The following is a 21265-nucleotide window of genomic DNA, read 5'->3' as shown; positions in this document are numbered from 1 at the left end:
GTCCGGACCGGTGCCCGCCCCGGCCCGCACAAAAGCTCCGGAACCGGCCCGGACAGAGGCCCCGGAGCCGGCCCGGACAGAGGCCGGTACGCGGTGGGTTTCCCTCCCACCCGCCGCCCGGCACGGTCGGCGGGGCGTCCTGAGCCGCCCCGTCCGCCCGGGCGCGCAGGCCCCTGACCGGCCTGCCGCCCCGCGGAGGCGGGGCTTCCCCGGCCCCGTCTCCGCACGCCCCACCTCCCCCCACCGCATCCCCGTCCCCCTTTGCGCCCAGCACACCCCCCGGGCGATACGCGAGCGAAGGAGCCCGCGATGAGCGAGATGATCACCGCGGAACTGGTCGACCTCGACCTGTCCGCCGAGACCAAGGAAGCAGCGGCGCGGTCCCTCGCCGAGCGCATGGTGGCCCAGGGCCGGGTGACCGACCTGGAGGGCTTCCTCGCCGACGTGGCCGCCCGTGAGGCCCAGATGCCCACCGGCCTCGACGGCGGCATCGGCATCCCGCACTGCCGCAGCGCCCACGTCACCGAGCCCACGCTCGCCTTCGGGCGCAGCACCGACGGCATCGACTTCGGCGCCCCGGACGGCCCGGCCGACCTGATCTTCCTGATCGCCGCCCCCGCGGGAGCCGACGACGCCCACCTGACGATCCTGTCGTCCCTGGCCCGACAGCTGATGAACGCCGACTTCACCTCCGCGCTGCGGTCGGTGCGGGACGCGGCGGCCGCGGCGGCACTCATCCGCGGGGAGGAGCCGGCCCCGGCACCCGCGAAGGGCGCGAGCGCCCCCGAGAGCACCGTCGTGGCGTCGGTGGCGGCCTCCGCCGACGCCACGACGGCTGACACCACAGCCGACGCGACGGCCGACACAAAGGCCGGCGCGAAGGCCGACCCCACGGCTGACGCGACGGCACCCACCGGCACCCCGGCCGCCCCCGCCCCGCCCGTACCGGCATCCGCCGCCCCCGCCCGGGGCGTCGTCCCGGCCGCCGCCCCCTTCCGCGTCGTCGCGGTCACCTCCTGCCCGACCGGCATCGCCCACACCTACATGGCGGCCGAGTCCCTGGAGAACGCCGGACGCGCGGCGGGCGTCGAGCTGGTCGTCGAGACGCAGGGATCGGCCGGTTTCACCCGCCTCGACCCGGCCGTCATCGCCGCCGCGGACGGCGTGATCTTCGCCCACGACGTCCCCGTGCGCGACAAGGACCGCTTCGCGGGCAAGCCGACCGTGGACGTCGGCGTGAAGGCGGGCATCAACCGGCCCGCCGAGCTGATCACCGAGGTGCGCGGCAAGGCGGAACGCGGTGAGGTCACCTCCGGCTCCGCCCCCGGCACGCCGGTCGAACGCGCCGGCGACTCCTCCGAGGGCTACGGCACCAAGCTCCGCAAGTGGCTCATGTCCGGTGTGAGCTACATGGTCCCGTTCGTCGCCGCGGGCGGTCTCCTGATCGCCCTCGGCTTCGCGATCGGCGGCTACGAGATCAACAAGGCGCCGTCGGTCATGGACCACTTCGTCTGGACCCAGGCGGACAGCTGGGGCGCCCTGCTCTTCCAGATCGGCGGCGTCGCCTTCGGCTTCCTCGTACCGGTCCTCGCCGGTTACATCGCCTACGGCATGGCGGACCGGCCCGGTCTGGTGCCGGGCTTCGTCGGCGGCGCGATCTCGCTGACCGTCAACGCGGGCTTCCTCGGCGGTCTGACGGCCGGTCTCATCGCCGGTGGCGTGGTGATGGCGATCCAGAGGGTCCGCATCCCGGCGGCGCTGCGCGGCATCATGCCGGTGGTGGTGATCCCGCTGATCTCCTCGGCGGTCGTCGGGTTCCTGATGTTCGTGGTCATCGGCAAGCCCATCGCCGAGGCGCAGAAGGGCATGACCGACTGGCTGAACGGCCTCACCGGCACCAACGCCGTCCTCCTCGGCGCCCTGCTCGGCCTGATGATGTGCTTCGACCTCGGCGGCCCCGTCAACAAGGTCGCCTACGCCTTCGCCACCGCCGGCATCGCCGTCGCCGACCCGAGCGACTCCGCGATGAAGGTCATGGCCGCGGTCATGGCGGCCGGCATGGTCCCGCCGCTGGCGATGGCCCTGGCCACGACGGTCCGCGGCAAGCTGTTCACGCGGACCGAGCGCGAGAACGGCAAGGCCGCCTGGGTGCTGGGCGCCTCCTTCATCTCCGAGGGCGCGATCCCGTTCGCCGCGGCCGACCCGCTGCGCGTGATCCCCTCCGCGATGGTGGGCGGCGCGATCACCGGTGCCCTGTCGATGGCGTTCGGCGCGACCCTGCGCGCCCCGCACGGCGGCGTCTTCGTGGTCCCGCTGATCGGCAACCCGTTCCTCTACCTGGTCGCCGTCGCGGCCGGCGTGTGCGTCACGGCGGCCCTGGTCGTCGTCCTCAAGGGCCTGCGCAAGCCGGTCACCGGAGCCGCCGCCCCCGGCACGGAGAACGGCGCGGCCGCCGCTGCGGCGGAGCGGAAGCAGCCGGTGGCGGCCTGACCTCCGCACCGCACGGGGCCCTCGGGTGACCCGCGCCCACCTGCGAGATACGTCACGGTCCGGGACGAAAGTCCCGGACCGTGACATGTGCGGTGTCTACTGGTCGGTATGCCTGAGTACCTCTCGATTCCGCATCCGACGGGCGCGGCGGCCGTCGCCCTCGCCGTGGCGGGAGTCGCCTGGCTGGTCGCGGTGACCGTCCTGCTGCGCCGCGGCCGTCCGGGCGCGGGCGCCTGGGGCCTCCGCGCCGGCGCACGGCGCACGCGGCGCCCGGCCCTGGGCACGAAGCGCTCCGGCCCCGACGGTATGCGCCCCGGTCCGGACGTGACACGCCCCGGTTCCGCCGCGACGCACCCGCACACGGGCGTACGCCGTCCGGGCCGCCCCGCCCGGCCGCCGCGCCCGTCGGACCGGCGGCCCCTGCCCGCGGTCCCGCCCCAGGAGCAGGCCGGGCCGGGCCGGGAGGCCGTCGAGCTGACCCCGGCGGAACGGGCCGCCTTCGAGGGCCTGGTGCGCCGGCTCGGCGGCGACCGCTGAGGAAGAGGCCCGGTGCCTCGGACGGAGCGCCGCGGGCCGCACGGTCCGGTCCGGCTCAGGAGACCTGTGCCGCCCGCCGCTCCATCGCCTCGCGGGCCGCGTCCTCCGTGAGGTACACCTCGCACATGTGCCGTCCGTCGGGTGTGGCCGTGTGCTCGGCCTCCCACAGGGAGATCTCCCGGCCGTCACGGAGCAGGAACGCGTGCTCGTACAGCGTGAAACCCAGACCGATGCGCCCCGCCCGGCAGGGCCGGCCGAACGCCTGGGTGATCTGGTGCGCGAAGGCCGACCGCAGCAGCGCGGCGGTGTCGGGACCCGGCCGGTCCGCGTTCTCCGCGCGGCGCAGCAGCCGGCGCGCGTGATCGGCCGAGTCGTCCGGCACGTACACGTGCCGGGGTGCGGGGACCGGCGCCAGCTGGACCAGCACCGGCAGTTCGAAGTCCGGCGCGTCCGCGGGGAGCGGCAGCCGCGTCGTGGCGGCCCGCAGCTCCTCCTCGTCGACGTACACCTCGTGCTGCGGCTCGCTGCCGGGGGCGGGGTTGTGGACCAGCTCCCACAGGGTGAGCGCGGAGCCGTCAGACAGCAGCCAGGTGTGCCGGTACGTCTCCCGGTGCAGACCCGCACTGTGGTGCGCGGAGTGCAGCGAGCTGTCGTGCGCCAGGGCGAAGTCCAGGCGTCTGACGCACTCGTCGGGCAGTTCGAACGAGTTCAGGGCGCGGCCGAGAAGCCGCGCGAGGTGCTCCTCCGGAGTCTCGGGCGACTCGGCTGCTTCGTGCGCTGCCGTCTCGTACGGAACGCTCAAGGTTTCTCCCGGCGTCGCTGCATGTCACCTTGTGGGTGCATACCGTAGCCCCTCGGTCGGACATCATGTCCGGGAACCGAGAAAACGTACGCCGGGAGAACGCGGAAGCCGCGCGAGAAGTTCCCGCGCGGCCCGATGATCCGTCAGGAACCGCCGGTCGGGAGCCCCTTCCGCCGCAACGGAGAGGGCTCCCGGACCGTCAGGCCGTGCCTCCCGCGCTTCCCGCGATCCACTCGCTCCACGCCATGTTCCACCCGTTGAGGCCGTTGTCCGGGGCGACCGTCTTGTCGGGGGAGTTCTTGACGACCACCACGTCGCCGACGAGGGAGTTGTCGTAGAACCACTTGGCGGGGGTGTCGCCCTGCGCGCCCCGCACGTCCGCGAGCCCGATGCAGCCGTGGCTGGTGCCTTCCCGGCCGAAGGGCGGATTGCCCTTGTTGTACCAGTAGTTGCCGTGGACGAAGGTTCCGGACTGCGTCAGGCGCATCGCGTGCGGCACGTCCGCGATGTCGTACTCGCCGCCCAGGCCGACCGTCCGGCTGTTCATGCGGGTCTGCGTGAACTTCTCCGTGATCACCATCTGGCCGTTGTACGTCGTGTGCTGCGCGCTGCCCGAGGAGATCGGGACCGTCCTCAGCGTCGTCCCGTCCCGCACCACCGACATGGTCTGGGCGCCGACGTCGACCGTGGAGACCTGCGAGCGCCCGATGGTGAAGGTGACCGTCTTCTTCTGCACGCCGTGGACGCCGGCGGCGCCCTGCACACCGTCCAGGTCGATCTTCATCGTGACCTTGGAACCGGTCTTCCAGTACTCCTCCGGCCGGAAGTCGAGCCGCTGCGACCCGAACCAGTGCCCGACCACCTTCTGCCCGCTGCTCGACGAGACCGTGATGTGCGACTGCACGGCCTTCTTGTCGTCGATGGCCTTGTCGAAGGTGAAGGACACCGGCATCCCGACGCCCACCGTCGTGCCGTTGTCCGGCGTGTACGTCCCGATGAAGCTGTCGGCCGCGGACACCGTCGTGAACACCGAGTCGGCCGCCACCGTTCGGCCCTTCGCGTCCTTCGCGGTCGCCGCTATCTCGTACTTCGTGCCGCGTTCCAGCTGCTCCTTCGGCTTCCAGCTGCCGCCGTCCGACGACAGCGAACCGGTCACGACCTGCTGTGTCCCGGCCACCGTCATCTTCACGGCGGTCAGCCGGCCGTCGCTCACCTTCACGCCGGTGCTGTTGATCGACGCCCCCGTCGAACCGTCCTCGGCCGAGATGGTGATCTTCGCGGTGCGCGTCCCGGAGGAATTCTTGCCGCCCTTGCCGTTCTCGTCCTCGGCGTTGGCGCTGCCGCCGCAGGCGGTCAGGGTGAGGGCGCCGACCACCAGGGCGGCACAGGCCACCAGTGTGCGCCGCGCTGTGTTGTCCGGCGTTGTCACGGGCTGCTCCAACTTCGTGTGATGTACGGGGTCCGCTGCAGTACGCCGGGGAAGAGGAGCACCACGGCCGACGGGGTTCCCGCCGTCCGCCCCTGAGCCCGTCGCGTGACAGAACCGGGACAATGACCCACGCGTCGTGACGACCCGCCGGCCCCTCCCGCCGTTCCTACCGTTCCCCGTACAGCTCCCCGTACGACGGCCACGTCCCGCCGGCCCCCGTCACCGGCTCCGCGGCGCGCACGGCCCGCACGATCGCCCGCGTCACCGTGTCCGCGCCCGCCGCGAGGACGTCGTTCAGGGCGAGGGGACGCGCGCTGCCGGCCGGGCCGGTGCCCAGCGGCCGTGCGCCGGTCGCCAGCGCGAAGACCGTGTCCCCGTCGTGCAGCAGATGGACCGGCCGGACGGCCCGGGCGATGCCGTCGTGCGCCGTGCCCGCCAGCTTCTGCGCCTGTGCCTTCGTGAGGTCCGCGTCGGTCGCGACCACCGCCAGGGTCGTGTTCAGCGGCGGCGGCGCGCTCGCGGCGGCGCTCTCCGCCAGACGCCGGCGGGCGGCCTCGTGCACCCGCGCCCGCGGGTACCGCACGCGCCCCTGGAACAACTCCCCGTACAGCACGCCCGTCTCCGGGTCCATGACCGAGCCCGCCGCGTTGGCGACCACCAGCGCGGCCACCGTGACACCCGAGTCGAGCACGACGGCGGCGGTGCCGACCCCGCCCTTCATCGGCCCGACCGCGGCGCCCGTCCCGGCGCCCACACAGCCCTCCGGTACCCGGGTGCCGGGCGCGCTCGCCGCGGCGGCCTCCACCGCGGCCCGGCCCAGCGCGGCGTCCGGCCGGGCACCGAAGTCGCCACCGCGCCCCAGGTCGAAGACGCACGCGGCGGGCACCACCGGCACGACGTGCGCGGGATCCGTGCCGACCGGCACCCCGCGGCCCCGCTCCTCCAGCCAGGCCATCACCCCGGAGGCCGCGTCGAGCCCGTAGGCGCTGCCACCGGTCAGCACGACCGCGTCCACACGCTGCACCACGTTGCGCGGATCCAGGGCGTCGGTCTCCTTGGTGCCGGGACCGCCGCCACGCACATCCACGGCGGCCACGGCCCCGCCCTCCGGCGCGAGGACGACCGTGGTCCCGGTCAGCCAACCGCCACCGGTACGACCGGCATGCCCCACGCGCATCCCCGCGACATCGGTCAGCCCGCCGGCTGTCAGAGCGTCAACTGTCATACGGCCCAGTCTCGCGCGCCGTCTGCCCGCGCCACCGCGTCCAGGCCGGTGCGTCCAGGCCGGTGCGTCCCGACAGGTGCACCCCGCCGTCGCGTCCCGACCGTCGCGTCCGAGCAGGCGCCGACCGCGGAGGCCGAGGCTGAGACACAGACCGGAACGGTTCCCCGGGGCCGGGGCCGGGGCCGGGGCCGGGAGGTGGGGGGGGTGAGGCGTGGGGATCAGGGCGCGGCCCAAGACGTGTCCCGGGCCGTGTCCCAGCCCGTGTTCCGGACCGCGTCCCGGACCGCGTCCCGGACCGCGTCCCGGTCCGTGGCCCGGACCACGTCCCGGCTCTCGTCCGGGTCCGTGCCGTGGGCCGTACCCTGGAGGCATGAGCACCCCCGCCGCCCCCGAGCCGCGCGAGTCCAAGGCCGCGCTGGTCTTCGACGACCCGCTGGACCGGCAGTCCTCGGACGACACGGACCACGGGTGGGGCGAACGGCCCGGAGCCGGCTCGGACAGCGCGGCCGATCTCAAGCGCTTCCTCGACGAGAAGCCACCCCACCACATCTGAACCCGGCGGGTCCCGCGGCGTCGCCGCCCGCGGCTCCCCGCACGGAACGACTACGGCTGCCGCTCTCCCGCGCCGGGCCCGGCGCCGCGCTGGGCGACCAGGGCGTCGCGGATCTCCTTGAGCACCTCCAGCTCGGTGACCTCGATGATCTCGTGCGTGCTCTCCTTGGCCTTCCGGCGGGCCTCCATCCTCGCCAGGTACTTCGACATCGGCAGGACCATCAGGAAGTAGACGACGGCCGCCGTGATCACGAAGGTCAGCGTCGCGCCGAGCACGGAACCCCAGAGGATGCGGACACCCGTCGCGGTGTCGCCGGTACCGGTGCAGGGGCCCTTGAGGCAGGAGTTGTAGCTGTCCAGGTTCTTGGTCCCGACGGCCCCGACCAGCGGGTTGATGACGCCCTTCACCACCGAGTTGACGATGTTCGTGAAGGCCGCGCCGATCACCACCGCGACGGCCAGATCGATGACGTTCCCGCGCATCAGGAAGGCTTTGAAGCCCTGCAGGACGCTCACTTTTTCGCTCACCCGGGTGACGCTCCTCACATGTACAGGTTGTGAAACAAGCAGCTTCGCAACCTACGTCATCCCGATGAGGGCGTGTCCAACCCGGTGGTCCGCACGAAGGGCTCGACGCTGAAGCCCCGAGCGGGCACGCGCGGAGGGTCACCACAGGGTCACCGCCAGCCGGGCCGTGGCACTCGCGCCCGCGAGGCGCGCCGCGGTGGACCGGGGCACGGACAGCACGACCAGCGCGCCCTCGCCACCGCTTCCCCCGACGCCCCAGACGTCGGCCCCCTCACCGTCACCGGCGCCGTCCGAGCCGGCCGACGGCTGCGGCACCCTCGCCACGAGCGCACCGCGCGCGACCACCCGGGCCTCGCCGTTCCGCCCGGCGGGCCGTTCGGCGGGGCCGACGGCGATGACGTCCACCCGGTCGCCGGGCCGCAGCAGCCGGACGGTCGCCGCGTCGGCGATCCGCACCGGTGTCCTCACCCTTCCGCCGGTGCGACGGTCCTCGGAAGGGGTGCGCGCCGGCGACTGCACGCGGGCGGGAGAGCTTCCGCCCGCGGGGGAGCTCCCGCCCGGGTGTTCGCGAGCCGTGTCGCCGTCGCGCGGGCCCGCCGCCACGAGCGCGGCGGCCGTGACGGCGAGGCCGACCGCGAGAGCCCGCCTCCGGGTCCGCACCAGCAGGCGCAGCCGGTGCAGTCCGCCCCCCATCCGCACCGGAGCGAACTGCGGTACCTCGCACGAGGGAGGGACGGGCGGAGGCGGAGGCGCGGACAGCGACGGGGGGACGGACAGCGACGGGGGGACCGGAGGAGAAGAAGGAGAACGAGAGGGAGAAGAAGGAGAAGAAGGAGAAGGCGCACGAAAGGACAAGGACAACGGAATCACCACCGGCGACGACGGACGAGCCTGCCCGTCCACGATGACCCCTGCCGTCGCCGCTCGCCCGGGCCGGTGGATCACCGGCCGACTGTGGACAACTCCCTCACCCGAACGACGGGTTCCACCCGGGCGCCCGGCCTCCCCGGCGCCCAGCCCCCGCCCGGATTCCCCCGTACCCGGGTGCACGCCCGCCCGCTACGGCAGCTCGAACCCCGGATTCAGCCCGCCCAGCGCGTTCACGCACAGACAGTTCCGCTCCTCGGCGGCGGGCAGCGCGGCCACCGCGTCGAACAGGACGCCCCGCAGCCGGTCCACGTTGGCCGCGAACACCTGCAGCACCTCCTCGTGGGAGACGCCCTCACCCGTCTCGGCTCCCGCGTCCAGGTCCGTGACCAGCGTCAGCGACGTGTAGCAGAGTTCCAGTTCACGGGCGAGAGCCGCCTCGGGGTGGCCCGTCATGCCCACCACCGACCAGCCCTGAGCCTGGTGCCACAGCGATTCCGCGCGGGTGGAGAAGCGGGGACCCTCGATCACGACGAGCGTTCCGCCATCCACCGGCTCCCACTCCCGTCCGCGTGCCGCCTTCAGCGCGGCCGAGCGGCCGGTGGGGCAGTAGGGGTCGGCCAGGGACACGTGCACCACGTGAGGAACCGAGCCGTCGGGCAGCGGCAGTCCGTCGAAGTACGTGCCCGGCCTCGACTTCGTCCGGTCGACCAGCTGGTCCGGCACCAGCAGCGTCCCGGGGCCGTACTCGGCGCGCAGGCCGCCCACCGCGCACGGGCCGAGGACCTGGCGGACGCCGACCGAGCGCAGCGCCCACAGGTTGGCCCGGTAGTTGATCCGGTGGGGCGGCAGATGGTGACCGCGGCCGTGCCGGGGCAGGAAGGCGACCCGCCGGCCGGCGATGTCGCCGAGGAAGAGGGAGTCGCTGGGGGGCCCGTAGGGGGTGTCCACCTGGATCTCGGTCACGTCGTCCAGGAACGAGTAGAAGCCCGAGCCGCCGATTACACCGATCTCTGCGTTCGCCATGAACAGCACAGTAGCGGGCGCCGTCGACGCCCCGGACCCGCCTCGGGGAGTCCGGCCGGCTCCCCGGAACCCCGGCCCGTTCCCCGGACGACGGGCCCGTTCCCCGGGCGGCCGACGGGATCCCCGGCGGCCGCCCGGTGGCGCGGAGACACCGAGGACCCCGCCGTCGTACGACGGCGGGGTCCCGGAAGGGGTCTCACGCGGCGGAGGTGCCCGCCGAGGTGCCGGAGCCGGACGACTTCGAGTCCGAGGACGACGACGTGGTCGAAGACGTCGAGGACGCAGACGACGTGGACGACGCCGACGGCTTGGACGTCGAGGACGCCGGCGAGCTGCTCGACGAGGAGCCGCGGCTGTCGTTCCGGTAGAAGCCGGAGCCCTTGAAGACGATGCCTACGGCGGAGAACACCTTCTTGAGGCGGCCACTGCAGTGGGGGCACTCGGTCAGGGCGTCGTCGGTGAACTTCTGCACCGCCTCGAGGCCCTCGCCGCACTCGGTGCACTGGTACTGGTAGGTCGGCACTGTCTTCCTCCTGGCACTCTCACTCAATGAGTGCTAACGACGGTCCATACTGACGCATTCCCCGGGATCAGTCCACTGTCACCGGCGAGCGGTGACCGACGCCACGTGCGACGGTACGTCCCCGCGGGCGCGCCACCAACCGCGAACGCAGCGCCAGCAGGGTCCCCAGGGCCAGGACCGTACCGGCCAGCGGCACCAGGAAACCCGCGCCGTCCCGGAAGCGGTCCTCCAGCTGGCCGGCGACGGTGACGGCCGCCGCCTGGCCGAGCGCCACCGCGCCGGTGAGCCAGGTGAACGCCTCGGTGCGCGCTCCCGCCGGGACCAGGCCCTCCACCAGCGTGTAGCCGGTGATCAGCGTGGGCGCGATGCACATGCCGACCAGGAGGCCGAGGCCGGCCAGCAGCGGCACGGAGTGCGCCGCCCACAGGCCGGACGCCGCCAGGGCCAGTGCCGCGTACCCGACGACCAGACGGTGCCGCGGGGCCGCCTTCCAGGCGACGGCGCCGCAGACCAGGCCGGAGAGCATGTTGCCGGCGGCGAAGGTGCCGTACAGGACGCCGTTCAGGCCGGGCTCGCCGATCGACTCGGTGAACGCGGCCAGCGAGACCTGCATGCCGCCGAAGACCGAACCGATGCCGAGGAAGGCCACGATCAGCACGCGCACCCCGGGGACCCGCAGGGCGGAGGCGTGCTCCACGCGCGCGTGCCCGTCGACGCCGACCGGCGGCTGGGTGCCCTTCTGCGCGGCGAACAGCAGACCGCCGAGCAGGGTCAGCGAGGCCTCCGTCACCAGTCCGGCGGCCGGGTTCACGGCGGTGCACAGGGCGGTCGCCAGGAGCGGGCCGACCACGAAGGTGAGTTCGTCCGTGACGGACTCGAAGGCGGCCGCCGTGGTCATCAGGGGCGATCCCTTCAGGCGCACGCCCCAGCGGGCCCGCACCATCGGGCCGACCTGCGGGACCGAGGCGCCGGTGGGCACGGCCGCCGCGAACAGCGCCCACAGTGGGGCGTGGGCCAGCGCCAGCGCCGTCAGGGTCAGTCCCGAGGCGGCGTGCACCAGGACGCCGGGGACCAGGACGGCCCGCTGGCCGTGACGGTCGGCGAGACGGCCGGTGAAGGGCGCGCACAGCGCCATGGAGACACCGGTGACGGCCGCGGCGGCGCCCGCCGCGCCGTAGGAGCCGGTGGTGTGCTGCACGAGCAGCACGATGGAGATGGTGAGCATCGCGAACGGCTGCCGTGCGGCGAAGCCGGGTAGCAGGAACGTCCAGGCGCCACGGGTGCGCAGCAACTGCCCGTACCCGGGGCGGGGCGAGGCCGACGAGTCCTTCGACGGCTCGGAGGTGACCGTGGATGCCACGGCCCGTGCCTTTCTGCCGCCTGGTAGCGCGGCCCCTCGTACGTCCGGGCGGCGCCGAGAGCTGTCCTCTTGCGCGCACTGCGGTAGATACCGGCGCCCACCCGGGAGGTGTTCCGGCCGCCATACGGTCGCGCCAGCTCTGCGTCAGGCAGAGTTGGTTCGATCAAGGTGCGCCTTCATCGTACAGGGATCGCTGCCCGCGACACCTGTGAAAGTGAGCACCATGGACGGGCACGCCTCCGAATGAAGGGGGTGTGAACGGTACGAAACCTGCGCTTAACGCACACGCGACGCACCCTCACCGGAACGCACCCTCACCGGAACCCGCCCGTACCGGAACCCGCCCGTACCGGAACCCGCCCGTACCGGAACCCGCCCGTACCGGAACCCGCCCGCGCCGGGGCGCCCCTCACCGCGTGCCCGTGCCGTCCGTGCCCAGCCAGTCGGCCAGTTTGCCGCCGTGGCCCACGGCGCGCAGCCGTCGCTCGGCCGCGTCCCGGACCGGGTCGGTGGCGACGACCAGGAGTTCGTCGCCGCGCCGCAGCACCGTCGTCGGCAGCGGCACGAAGGAGGTGCCCTCGCGCACGACGAGGGTGACGGCCGCTCCGGCGGGCAGCCGCAGCTCGTTGACCTCGACGCCGTGCATCCTGGAGCCCTCGGGGATCGCCACCGACAGCAGGTGCCCGCGCAGCCGCTCCAGCGGCGCCGACTCGATGCCGAGGTCGGCGGCCTCGGCGTCCTCGCCCAGGCGCAGCTTGCGGGCCAGCCAGGGCAGCGTCGGCCCCTGGATCAGGGTGTAGACGACGACCAGGACGAAGACGATGTTGAAGATCCGGCGACTGCCCTCGATGCCGCTCACCATGGGGATCGTCGCCAGGATGATGGGGACCGCGCCGCGCAGCCCGGCCCAGGACATGAGCGCCTGCTCCTGCCAGGGCACGCGGAACGGCGTCAGACAGAGCACGACGCTCAGCGGGCGCGCCACCATGGTGAGCACCAGGCCGATGACGAGCGCCGGCACCACGTCGTCACCCAGTTCGTGCGGGGTCACCAGCAGGCCGAGCAGGACGAACATGCCGATCTGGGCGATCCAGCCGAGTCCGTCGGCGAAGCCGCGGGTGGCGGGCCAGTGGGGCAGTTTCGCGTTGCCCATGACCATGGACGCCAGGTACACGCCGAGGAAGCCGCTGCCGTGCGCCATGGCGCCCGCCGCGTACGCGGTGACCGCGATCGCCATGACGGCGATCGGGTAGAGGCCGGAGGCGGGCAGGGCCACGTGCCGCAGCCCCCACGAGCCCAGCCAGCCGACCGCGAGGCCGATGGCGGCGCCGATGACCAGCTCCATCGCTATCTCGCCCACCAGGGCGTACCAGTGCTCGACGGGACCCGCGGTCGAGAAGGCGACGACCAGGATGACGACCGGGGCGTCGTTGAAGCCGGACTCGGCCTCCAGGGTGCCCGTCACCCGTGCGGGGAGCGGGATCCTGCGCAGCACGGAGAAGACCGCCGCCGCGTCCGTGGAGGACACCACCGCGCCGATGATGAGCGCCTGCCGCCACTCCAGCCCGACGAGGAGGTGGGCGGCCGTGGCGGTGACGCCGACGCTCACCGCGACCCCGGCCAGCGCCAGTACGGAGGAGGACGGCAGGGCCGGCCTGATCTCCTTCCACTTCGTGCCGAGGCCGCCCTCGGCCAGGATCACGACCAGGGCCGCGTAACCGATGACCTGAGTCATCTCGGCGTTGTCGAAGTGGATGTCGCCGATGCCGTCCTGGCCCATGAGGACGCCGATGCCGAGGTACACGAGCAGGCTGGGGAGCCCGCTGCGCGAGGAGACGCGGACCGCCGCGACGGCGACGAGCAGGACGAGCGAGCAGACGAGCAGGAGCTGGTTGAGGTGGTGGACAGTCAGCGGCGGTTCCCTTCGCTGGTCCGCGCGTCTCACGCGCGGAACGCACACGTACATCGGACACGAGGCGCGGGCACCATGGATCCGATTACTTCGTTACCTTACCTAACTCTTGACGATTTCTTGACGCTCGACGTCGGAGGATCGAACATCCTTACGCGCTGGTTGCCGACTCCGCGTCAAGTGGCACGGACCCCTGCGCCTATGGTTGCTCCAGCGCTCATTCACAGTCATGGCCCGACCTGCCGCTCGCGTTAGGACAGCAAGGACAGCGATGCCCCCCAACACCACCGCCACAACGGGTGACCAGCCCGCCGAGTCCGGCAGGAAGAAGGGGCGCAAAGCCCGACTTATCGTCCTCGTCCTGGTTCTGGCACTCATAGGAGGCATCGCGTACGGCGGCTACTGGTCCATCAGTACCGTCCGCGCCTCCTTCCCGCAGACCAAGGGGTCGATCACCCTCGACGGCCTGTCCGGGCCGGTGGACGTGAAGCGGGACGGCTACGGCATCCCGCAGATCTACGCGTCCTCCGACGAGGACCTGTTCATGGCGCAGGGATTCGTCCAGGCGCAGGACCGGTTCTACGAGATGGACGTGCGCCGGCACATGACCTCCGGCCGCCTCTCGGAGATGTTCGGCAAGAGCCAGATCGACAACGACGAGTTCCTGCGCACCCTCGGCTGGGACCGGATCGCCGAGCAGGAGTACGACAAGAAGCTCTCGGCCGACACCAAGAAGTACCTCCAGGCGTACGCCAAGGGCGTCAACGCCTACCTCCGGGGCAAGGACGGCGAGGAGATCTCGCTGGAGTACGCGGCGCTCGGCTTCACCAACGACTACAAGCCGGCCGAGTGGACCCCGGTCGACTCCGTCTCCTGGCTGAAGGCGATGGCCTGGGACCTGCGCGGCAACATGCAGGACGAGATCGACCGCGCCCTGCTGACCGGCCGTCTCGGCCCGCAGCAGATCGCCGACCTGTACCCGCAGTACCCGTACGACCGCAACAAGCCGATCGTCCAGGAGGGCCGGTACGACGAACTGTCCGAGACGTTCGAGCAGAGCGGCTCCGGCGACTCCGACGGCTCCGGCAGTTCCGACGGCTCCGCCGACTCGGGGGAGGCCGGGTCCTCGACGGACGGGTCCTCCACGGACGGCACCGCCGACGGTTCCGGCACCTCTTCCGGCACCTCGTCCGGTACGTCCGGCACCTCCGGCTCCGCCCTGGAGAGCCAGCTCGCGGGCCTCTACGACGTCCTGGACGACCTGCCCACGGCGGTCGGCGTGAACGGCAACGGCATCGGATCCAACTCCTGGGTCGTCGCCGGCGAGCACACCATCACCGGCAAGCCGCTGCTGGCCAACGACCCGCACCTGTCGGCCTCGCTGCCGTCCGTCTGGTACCAGATGGGACTGCACTGCCGCAAGGTCTCCGACACGTGCCGGTACGACGTCTCCGGCTACACCTTCGCGGGCATGCCCGGCGTGGTCATCGGCCACAACGGGGACATCGCCTGGGGCATGACCAACTCCGGCGTCGACGTCACCGACCTCTACCTGGAGAAGTTGTCCGGCGACGGCTACCTCTACGACGGCAAGGTCAAGCCCTTCCTCACCCGCGAGGAGACCATCGAGGTCGCCGGCGGCACCGCGAAGAAGATCGTCGTCCGGCAGACCGCCGACAAGATGCCCCTGCTCTCCGACCGCGACGACGACCTGGTCAAGGTCGGCAGGAAGGCCACCGTCGACGACGACGCCCCCGACCGCGGGAACGGCTACGCGGTCGCCCTGAAGTGGACGGCGCTGGAGCCGGGCAACACCATGGACGCCGTGTTCGCCATGAACAAGGCGGCCGACTGGGACGACTTCCGCAAGGCCGCCGAGAAGTTCGACGTGCCCTCGCAGAACCTCGTCTACGCCGACACGAAGAACCACATCGGCTACCAGCTGCCCGGAAAGATCCCCACGCGCGCCAAGGGGCTCGACGGCGCGCTCCCGACCCTGGGCTGGGAGTCGAAGAACAAGTGGGGCGACTACCTCGACTTCGACCAGCTGCCCTACGAGTACGACCCGGAGCGCGGCTACATCGTCACCGCCAACCAGGCCGTGGTCGACCCGGAGAAGTACCCCCACACGCTCACCACGGACTGGGGCTACGGCACCCGCAGCCAGCGCATCACCGACCTGATCAAGCAGAAGATCAAGGGCGGCGGCAAGGTCTCCACCGACGACATGCGCCAGATGCAGACGGACAACACCAGCGAGATCGCGAACATGCTGGTGCCGACACTGCTGAAGATCAACCTGGACGACGCGGAGGTGCGCGAGGCGCAGGAACTGCTCCAGGGCTGGAACCGCACCCAGGACGCCGACTCCGCCGCGGCCGCCTACTTCAACGCGGTGTGGCGCAACATCCTCAAGCTCGCCTTCGGCCACAAGCTGCCCAAGGAGCTGCGCGTCGAGGGCCAGTGCCTGTGGGTCGACCCGGTCGACACCACCGGCCCGGTCGACGACAACGACAAGGTCCGCGAGTGCGGGCAGCGCGACGGCAACCAGGCGCAGCCGGACGGCGGCGACCGCTGGTTCGAGGTCGTGCGCACCCTCATGGAGAAGCCGGACAGCGACTGGTGGACGACGCCCGAGGCGGGCACCCGCCCCGGTGCCGAGAAGGACCGTGACGCGTTGTTCGAGCGCGCCATGATCGACGCCCGCTGGGAGCTGACGGCCAAGCTCGGCAAGGACATCGACTCCTGGAGCTGGGGCCGGCTGCACCGCCTGTTCCTGAAGAACCAGACGCTGGGCACCAGCGGCCCCGGCTTCCTCCAGTACGTCCTCAACCGCGGCCCGTGGAAGCTCGGCGGCGGCGAGGCGGCGGTCGACGCGACCGGCTGGAACGCGGCGGGCGGCTACGACGTCGTGTGGGTGCCGTCGATGCGGATGGTGGTCAACCTCGACGACCTCGACAAGTCGAAGTGGATCAACCTCACCGGCGCCTCCGGGCACGTCTTCAGCGCCCACTACACCGACCAGACGGACAAGTGGGCCAAGGGCGAGCTGCTCGACTGGTCCTTCAGGTCCAAGGCGGTCGACGACGGCACGGTCGACACCCTGGTGCTGAAGCCGTGATCCGGTGAGACGGTGAACGGGAAGGGGCCCTCCACGCACGCGTGGAGGGCCCCTTCCCGTTCACCGCCGTCAGCCGGTGAAGCGCCGTACGCCCGACGGCGTCACCACGGCGTGCACGGGCCGGTCGTGCGGCTCCTCCCGGATGTGCCCGACGACCTCGCCGTCGTACAACAGCACCACCAGGGAGGGATCGGCGCCCGCGCGTTCCAGCCGCGCCAGCACGCGGTCGTAGGACCCGCCGCCGCGGCCGAGACGCATGCCGCGCGCGTCGACGGCGAGACCCGGCAGCAGCACCACGTCGGCTTCCGTCACGGCGCCGGGGCCCAGCCGCTCGCCCGTGGGTTCGAAGAGGGTCATCCTCCCGCCGTGCCGCACCCGTCCGAGAGAGCCCTCGCCGCCGTAGGCGCCCCAGTCGAGGTCGTTGTCGGGCAGCAGCGCGGGGAGCAGGACGCGCACGCCCCGCGCGAGCAGTGCGTCCAGCAGCGCGAGCGTGCCCGGTTCGCTGCCCACGGAGACGTACGCCGCGACGGTCCGCGCGGTGGCCAACTCCGGTAGTTCCAGGGCGTGCGCGGCGAGCAGGGTGGCGGCCTCCCGCAGGCCGTCCGCCGTCAACCTGTTCCTCACCGCGAGGAACTCCTGCCGCAACATACGTTTGTGAGACTCTGCTCCGCCTTCGGTCCGGCTCGTGTGTGGCTCCCGCGCGATTCCCATGCGCTCATATGATCATGAATTAGCCGGAGTCGCAGATACCTCGCATAGCCACCGGATAAGGTTCCCGACATGACTCAGTCGCCCCCCAGCATCAGCAAGGCTGTCATTCCCGCAGCCGGCCTCGGCACCCGGTTCCTGCCGGCGACCAAGGCCACTCCCAAGGAGATGCTGCCGGTCGTGGACAAGCCCGCGATCCAGTACGTGGTGGAGGAGGCCGTCTCCGCCGGTCTCGACGACGTCCTCATGATCACCGGACGCAACAAGCGCCCGCTCGAGGACCACTTCGACCGCAACTACGAACTGGAGTCGGCGCTTCAGAAGAAGGGCGACGCCGCCCGCCTGGCCAAGGTCCAGCAGTCCAGCGACCTGGCGACCATGCACTACGTGCGACAGGGAGACCCCAGGGGACTCGGACACGCGGTGCTCTGCGCGGCCCCGCACGTCGGGCGGGAGCCCTTCGCCGTCCTGCTGGGCGACGACCTGATCGACCCCCGCGACCCGCTGCTCCAGCAGATGATCGAGGTGCGCGAGCGGCACGGCGGCAGTGTCGTCGCCCTCATGGAGGTCGCCCCCGAGCAGATCCACCTCTACGGCTGCGCGGCCGTGGAGCACACCACGGACGGCGACGTCGTCAAGGTGACCGGCCTGGTGGAGAAGCCGGAGCCGGCGGACGCCCCGTCGAACTACGCGATCATCGGACGCTACGTCCTCGACCCGGCCGTCTTCGACATACTGCGCCGGACCGAGCCGGGGCGCGGCGGCGAGATCCAGCTCACCGACGCCCTCCAGCAGCTCGCGCAGGACGAGAAGGCCGGCGGCCCGGTGCACGGCGTCGTCTTCAAGGGCCGCCGCTATGACACGGGGGACCGCGGCGACTATCTGCGGGCCATTGTCAGACTCGCGTGCGAACGTGATGATCTGGGACCGGACTTCCGTTCCTGGCTCCGCAGTTACGTCACCGAGGAGATGCAACAGCCTTGAGCACCGCCGCGCCCCGCACCGCCGGACAGGACCGCCTGTGGTCGGTGGACGAGCACCTGGAGGACATCCTCGCCACCGTGCGCCCCCTGGAACCCATCGAGCTGCAACTGCCCGATGCCCAGGGCTGCGTCCTGGTCGAGGACGTCATGGTGCAGGTCTCGCTGCCGCCCTTCGACAACAGCTCGATGGACGGGTACGCGGTACGGGTCGCGGACGTCGCCGGCGCGAGCGAGGAGTACCCGGCCGTCCTGGAGGTCGTCGGGGACGTCGCCGCCGGCCAGGCCGCCCTCCTGCACGTCGGGCCGGGACAGGCCGCCCGGATCATGACCGGGGCCCCGCTGCCGCCCGGCGCCGAGGCCGTCGTCCCGGTGGAGTGGACCGACGGAGGCCTGGGCGAGGGACCGGTCGACGGGATGCGCGCCCGCAGCCTCGCCCCCGAACAGGCCTCGGGACAGGTCCGCGTGCACCGCTCCGCCGAGGCACGCGCGCACGTGCGCGCCGAGGGCAGCGACGTGAAGGCCGGTGACCGCGCCCTGGAGGCCGGCACCGTCCTCGGCCCGCCCCAGATCGCCCTGCTCGCGGCCGTCGGCCGCGGCACCGTCCGGGTCCGCCCGCGCCCGCGCGTGGTCGTCCTGTCCACGGGCAGCGAACTCGTTCAGCCCGGCGAGGAACTGCGAAGCGGCCAGATCTACGACTCCAACAGCTTCGCCCTGACCGCCGCGGCCCGCGACGCCGGCGCCATCGCCTACCGGGTGGGCGCGGTCGCCGACGACGCCGAGACCCTGCGGTCCACCGTCGAGGACCAGCTGGTCCGCGCCGACCTGGTGGTCACCACCGGCGGCGTGAGCGTCGGGGCGTACGACGTCGTCAAGGAGGCCCTGTCGTACGTCGGGGACGAGGACGAGGCCGGCAGCGGCATCGACTTCCGCAAGCTCGCCATGCAGCCCGGCAAGCCCCAGGGCTTCGGCTCCATCGGCCCCGACCACACCCCGCTGCTGGCCCTGCCCGGCAACCCGGTGTCGTCGTACGTCTCCTTCGAGCTGTTCGTGCGGCCCGCGATCCGCACCCTCATGGGACTCGCGGACGTCCACCGGCCCACCACCCGCGCGAGGCTCGCCGCGGACAAGGCGCTGTCCTCGCCGAAGGGACGCCGGCAGTTCCTGCGCGCGACCTGCGCCGAGGGCACCGTGCGCCCGGTCGGCGGCGCCGGCTCGCACCTGATCGCGGCCCTCGCGCACGCCGACTCGCTCATCGTGGTCCCCGAGGACGTGGAGTCCGTCGAGCCGGGGACCGAGGTCGAGGTCGTCCTGCTCGGCTGAGCGCACCCACACCCGCGGGCGCGGGTCCGCGGGCCGGTCCTGGTCCGCTGCGGCTCCCCGCGGAGGAGTACCGTGTCGCGCACAACACGCCCGGACCGGGAGCGCCACACCACCATGACTGTGCCTTCCCGGGGGAAGACCCCCGGACCCCCTGTGCAGGACCGACTGACGCACATCGACGAGGCGGGCGCCGCCCGCATGGTCGACGTGTCCGGCAAGGACGTGACGGCGCGGACGGCGCGGGCCAGCGGGCGCGTCCTCGTCTCGCCCCGCGTGGTCGAGCTGCTGCGCGGCGAAGGGGTGCCCAAGGGGGACGCGCTGGCCACCGCCCGGATCGCGGGCATCATGGGAGCCAAGCGCACACCCGACCTCATCCCCCTGTGCCACCCCCTGGCCGTCTCCGGTGTGAAACTGGACCTGTCGGTCGCGGACGACGCCGTCGAGATCACCGCCACGGTGCGGACCACGGACCGTACGGGCGTCGAGATGGAGGCCCTCACCGCGGTCTCCGTCGCCGCGCTCACCGTGATCGACATGGTGAAGGCGGTCGACAAGGGAGCGGTCATCACGGACGTGCGGGTCGAGGAGAAGACGGGCGGCAAGTCGGGCGACTGGAGCCGGCCGTGAGCGCCGCGCCGTACCGCGCCCTGGTCGTGACGGCCTCCAACCGCGCCTCGGCCGGCGTCTACGAGGACCGGGGCGGCCCGCTGGTCGCCGACGGCCTCACGGGTTTCGGGTTCGCCGTCGACGGACCGCGGGTCGTGCCCGACGGGGACCCGGTGGAAGCCGCCCTGCGGGCCGCCGTGGCGGCCGGCTACGACGTGGTCGTCACCACCGGGGGCACCGGCGTCTCGCCCACCGACCGCACCCCCGAGGCGACCCGCGCGGTGATCGACCACGAGGTGCCGGGCATCGCGGAGGCCATCAGGGCGTACGGCCGCGACAAGGTGCCCACCGCGGCGCTGTCGCGGGGCCTGGCCGGCGTGGCGCGGCGCACGCTGATCGTCAACCTGCCGGGTTCCACCGGCGGGGTCAGGGACGGGCTGGCCGTCCTGGAGCCCCTGCTGACGCACGCCGTGGAGCAACTCCGCGGCGGTGACCATCCCGGATCCGGCGCCGGCCCCGGGGGTGCGAGCTGAACAGCCCGTCCTGGCCCGTCGAACTGGCGGAGGGCGACATCGTCCTGCGGCCGATAAAGCTGCGCGACCAGCGGGCCTGGCGCGAGGTCAACCGGCGCAACCGGGACTGGCTGCGCCCCTGGGAGGCGACCATCCCGCCGCCCGCGCCGAGCGGGCCGGTCACGCACCGGCCGACCTACCGGCAGATGGTCCGCCATCTGCGCTCCGAGGCGAACGCGGGCCGGATGCTGCCGTTCGTCATCGAGTACCAGGGCCGGCTGGTGGGGCAGTTGACGGTCGCCGGGATCACCTGGGGGTCCATGTGCTCGGGGCACGTCGGCTACTGGGTGGACGAGTCGGTGGCCGGCCGCGGGGTGATGCCGACGGCCGTGGCGATGGCCGTGGACCACTGCTTCCGCAGCGTCGGACTGCACCGCGTCGAGGTCTGCATTCGGCCCGAGAACGGGCCCAGCCGCCGGGTCGTGGAGAAACTCGGATTCCGTGAGGAGGGGCTGCGGCCGCGTTATCTCCACATCGACGGGGCCTGGCGCGACCACCTCGTGTTCGCCCTCACGGCGGAGGAGGTGCCCGAGGGCCTGCTGACCCGCTGGCGGCGCAATCGTCCGCGGAGCGCGCCCCGTGACCCGCAGAACACCCACGGGAATCCCGCGAACCCATGAAATTGAATAAGTGTTCGAAAATGACCGTCCGGTGACCGTCTGGAGCGTTGAATTCGCCGCTCCGGTGGCCTGTTGATCGGATCG

At 72.3% G+C, this 21265-nt stretch carries 19 protein-coding genes; 9 read left to right on the top strand and 10 right to left on the bottom strand.

Annotated features, from left to right (window positions below; all coding sequences use genetic code 11):
• Positions 1-309: 309 nt before the first annotated feature.
• Both ACZ5FU_RS13160 and ACZ5FU_RS13155 read left to right on the top strand, forming a co-directional pair.
• On the top strand, positions 310-2490 hold the full coding sequence (locus ACZ5FU_RS13160; protein WP_469045333.1) for a PTS fructose transporter subunit IIABC: 2181 nt from the start codon (positions 310-312) through the stop codon (positions 2488-2490).
• Between the two features lie 108 nt (positions 2491-2598).
• On the top strand, positions 2599-3027 hold the full coding sequence (locus tag ACZ5FU_RS13155; protein WP_469045332.1) for a hypothetical protein: 429 nt from the start codon (positions 2599-2601) through the stop codon (positions 3025-3027).
• A gap of 55 nt (positions 3028-3082) precedes the next feature.
• Here ACZ5FU_RS13155 and ACZ5FU_RS13150 read toward each other — a convergent pair whose 3' ends face one another.
• The 3 genes from ACZ5FU_RS13150 to ACZ5FU_RS13140 all read right to left on the bottom strand — a co-directional run bounded on the left by ACZ5FU_RS13150 (position 3083) and on the right by ACZ5FU_RS13140 (position 6483).
• Positions 3083-3829 (bottom strand): DUF6227 family protein, encoded by a 747-nt coding sequence (locus ACZ5FU_RS13150; RefSeq protein WP_451525959.1) that lies wholly within the window; start codon positions 3827-3829, stop codon positions 3083-3085.
• Between the two features lie 199 nt (positions 3830-4028).
• The gene (locus ACZ5FU_RS13145; protein ID WP_451781369.1) at positions 4029-5258 is read right to left on the bottom strand and encodes a L,D-transpeptidase; all 1230 of its coding nucleotides are present in this window, start codon (positions 5256-5258) and stop codon (positions 4029-4031) included.
• Positions 5259-5424: 166 nt separating this feature from the next.
• Positions 5425-6483, bottom strand: a complete 1059-nt coding sequence (locus ACZ5FU_RS13140) for a P1 family peptidase (protein ID WP_469045331.1) — start codon at positions 6481-6483, stop codon at positions 5425-5427.
• Positions 6484-6853: 370 nt separating this feature from the next.
• On the opposite strand from ACZ5FU_RS13140, the gene ACZ5FU_RS13135 reads away from it, so the two are divergent.
• The gene (locus ACZ5FU_RS13135) at positions 6854-7036 is read left to right on the top strand and encodes a hypothetical protein (protein ID WP_469045330.1); all 183 of its coding nucleotides are present in this window, start codon (positions 6854-6856) and stop codon (positions 7034-7036) included.
• 50 nt (positions 7037-7086) lie between these two features.
• On the opposite strand, the gene mscL is transcribed toward ACZ5FU_RS13135, so the two are convergent.
• The 6 genes from mscL to ACZ5FU_RS13105 all read right to left on the bottom strand — a co-directional run bounded on the left by mscL (position 7087) and on the right by ACZ5FU_RS13105 (position 13305).
• Positions 7087-7563, bottom strand: coding sequence for a large conductance mechanosensitive channel protein MscL (mscL, locus tag ACZ5FU_RS13130; RefSeq protein ID WP_451525955.1), 477 nt, complete (start codon positions 7561-7563; stop codon positions 7087-7089).
• A 138-nt stretch (positions 7564-7701) separates the two neighbouring features.
• Complete coding sequence (locus ACZ5FU_RS13125) at positions 7702-8322, bottom strand: RcpC/CpaB family pilus assembly protein (protein WP_469045404.1); 621 nt, start codon at positions 8320-8322, stop codon at positions 7702-7704.
• 300 nt (positions 8323-8622) lie between these two features.
• Entirely contained in the window at positions 8623-9456 is an 834-nt protein-coding gene (locus tag ACZ5FU_RS13120) for an S-methyl-5'-thioadenosine phosphorylase (protein ID WP_451525954.1), read from the bottom strand.
• A 196-nt stretch (positions 9457-9652) separates the two neighbouring features.
• Positions 9653-9979, bottom strand: coding sequence for an FmdB family zinc ribbon protein (locus ACZ5FU_RS13115; protein ID WP_451525953.1), 327 nt, complete (start codon positions 9977-9979; stop codon positions 9653-9655).
• Between the two features lie 67 nt (positions 9980-10046).
• Positions 10047-11339 (bottom strand): MFS transporter, encoded by a 1293-nt coding sequence (locus ACZ5FU_RS13110; protein ID WP_451525952.1) that lies wholly within the window; start codon positions 11337-11339, stop codon positions 10047-10049.
• Between the two features lie 409 nt (positions 11340-11748).
• Entirely contained in the window at positions 11749-13305 is a 1557-nt protein-coding gene (locus ACZ5FU_RS13105; RefSeq protein ID WP_451525951.1) for a potassium/proton antiporter, read from the bottom strand.
• A gap of 217 nt (positions 13306-13522) precedes the next feature.
• Here ACZ5FU_RS13105 and ACZ5FU_RS13100 point away from each other — a divergent pair, with 217 nt between their 5' ends.
• Positions 13523-16372 (top strand): penicillin acylase family protein, encoded by a 2850-nt coding sequence (locus tag ACZ5FU_RS13100; RefSeq protein WP_469045329.1) that lies wholly within the window; start codon positions 13523-13525, stop codon positions 16370-16372.
• A gap of 69 nt (positions 16373-16441) precedes the next feature.
• Here the strand turns inward: ACZ5FU_RS13100 and ACZ5FU_RS13095 are convergent, their stop codons facing one another.
• A complete protein-coding gene (locus ACZ5FU_RS13095; RefSeq protein ID WP_469045328.1) occupies positions 16442-17020 on the bottom strand; it encodes a 5-formyltetrahydrofolate cyclo-ligase in 579 nt (192 codons plus the stop codon).
• 132 nt (positions 17021-17152) lie between these two features.
• Here ACZ5FU_RS13095 and galU point away from each other — a divergent pair, with 132 nt between their 5' ends.
• From galU to ACZ5FU_RS13070, 5 genes are all read left to right on the top strand, one after another.
• Positions 17153-18064 carry a UTP--glucose-1-phosphate uridylyltransferase GalU gene (gene galU / locus ACZ5FU_RS13090; protein WP_451781376.1) on the top strand — a complete coding sequence of 304 codons (912 nt, stop codon included), beginning with the start codon at positions 17153-17155 and terminating at the stop codon, positions 18062-18064.
• Positions 18061-19383: a molybdotransferase-like divisome protein Glp gene (gene glp / locus ACZ5FU_RS13085; RefSeq protein WP_451525947.1), complete on the top strand. Its 1323-nt coding sequence runs from the start codon at positions 18061-18063 to the stop codon at positions 19381-19383. Before galU ends, glp begins: the two co-directional genes overlap by 4 nt.
• Before the next feature lie 114 nt (positions 19384-19497).
• Positions 19498-20010, top strand: coding sequence for a cyclic pyranopterin monophosphate synthase MoaC (gene moaC, locus ACZ5FU_RS13080; protein WP_252555533.1), 513 nt, complete (start codon positions 19498-19500; stop codon positions 20008-20010).
• Complete coding sequence (locus tag ACZ5FU_RS13075) at positions 19995-20522, top strand: MogA/MoaB family molybdenum cofactor biosynthesis protein (protein ID WP_451526136.1); 528 nt, start codon at positions 19995-19997, stop codon at positions 20520-20522. Before moaC ends, ACZ5FU_RS13075 begins: the two co-directional genes overlap by 16 nt.
• Positions 20519-21181, top strand: coding sequence for a GNAT family N-acetyltransferase (locus ACZ5FU_RS13070; RefSeq protein ID WP_451526135.1), 663 nt, complete (start codon positions 20519-20521; stop codon positions 21179-21181). Before ACZ5FU_RS13075 ends, ACZ5FU_RS13070 begins: the two co-directional genes overlap by 4 nt.
• Positions 21182-21265 lie beyond the last annotated feature (84 nt).

The sequence above is a fragment of the Streptomyces sp. NPDC031554 genome (genome assembly GCF_055580685.1).
This window is presented reverse-complemented; position numbering and strand designations above follow the sequence as displayed.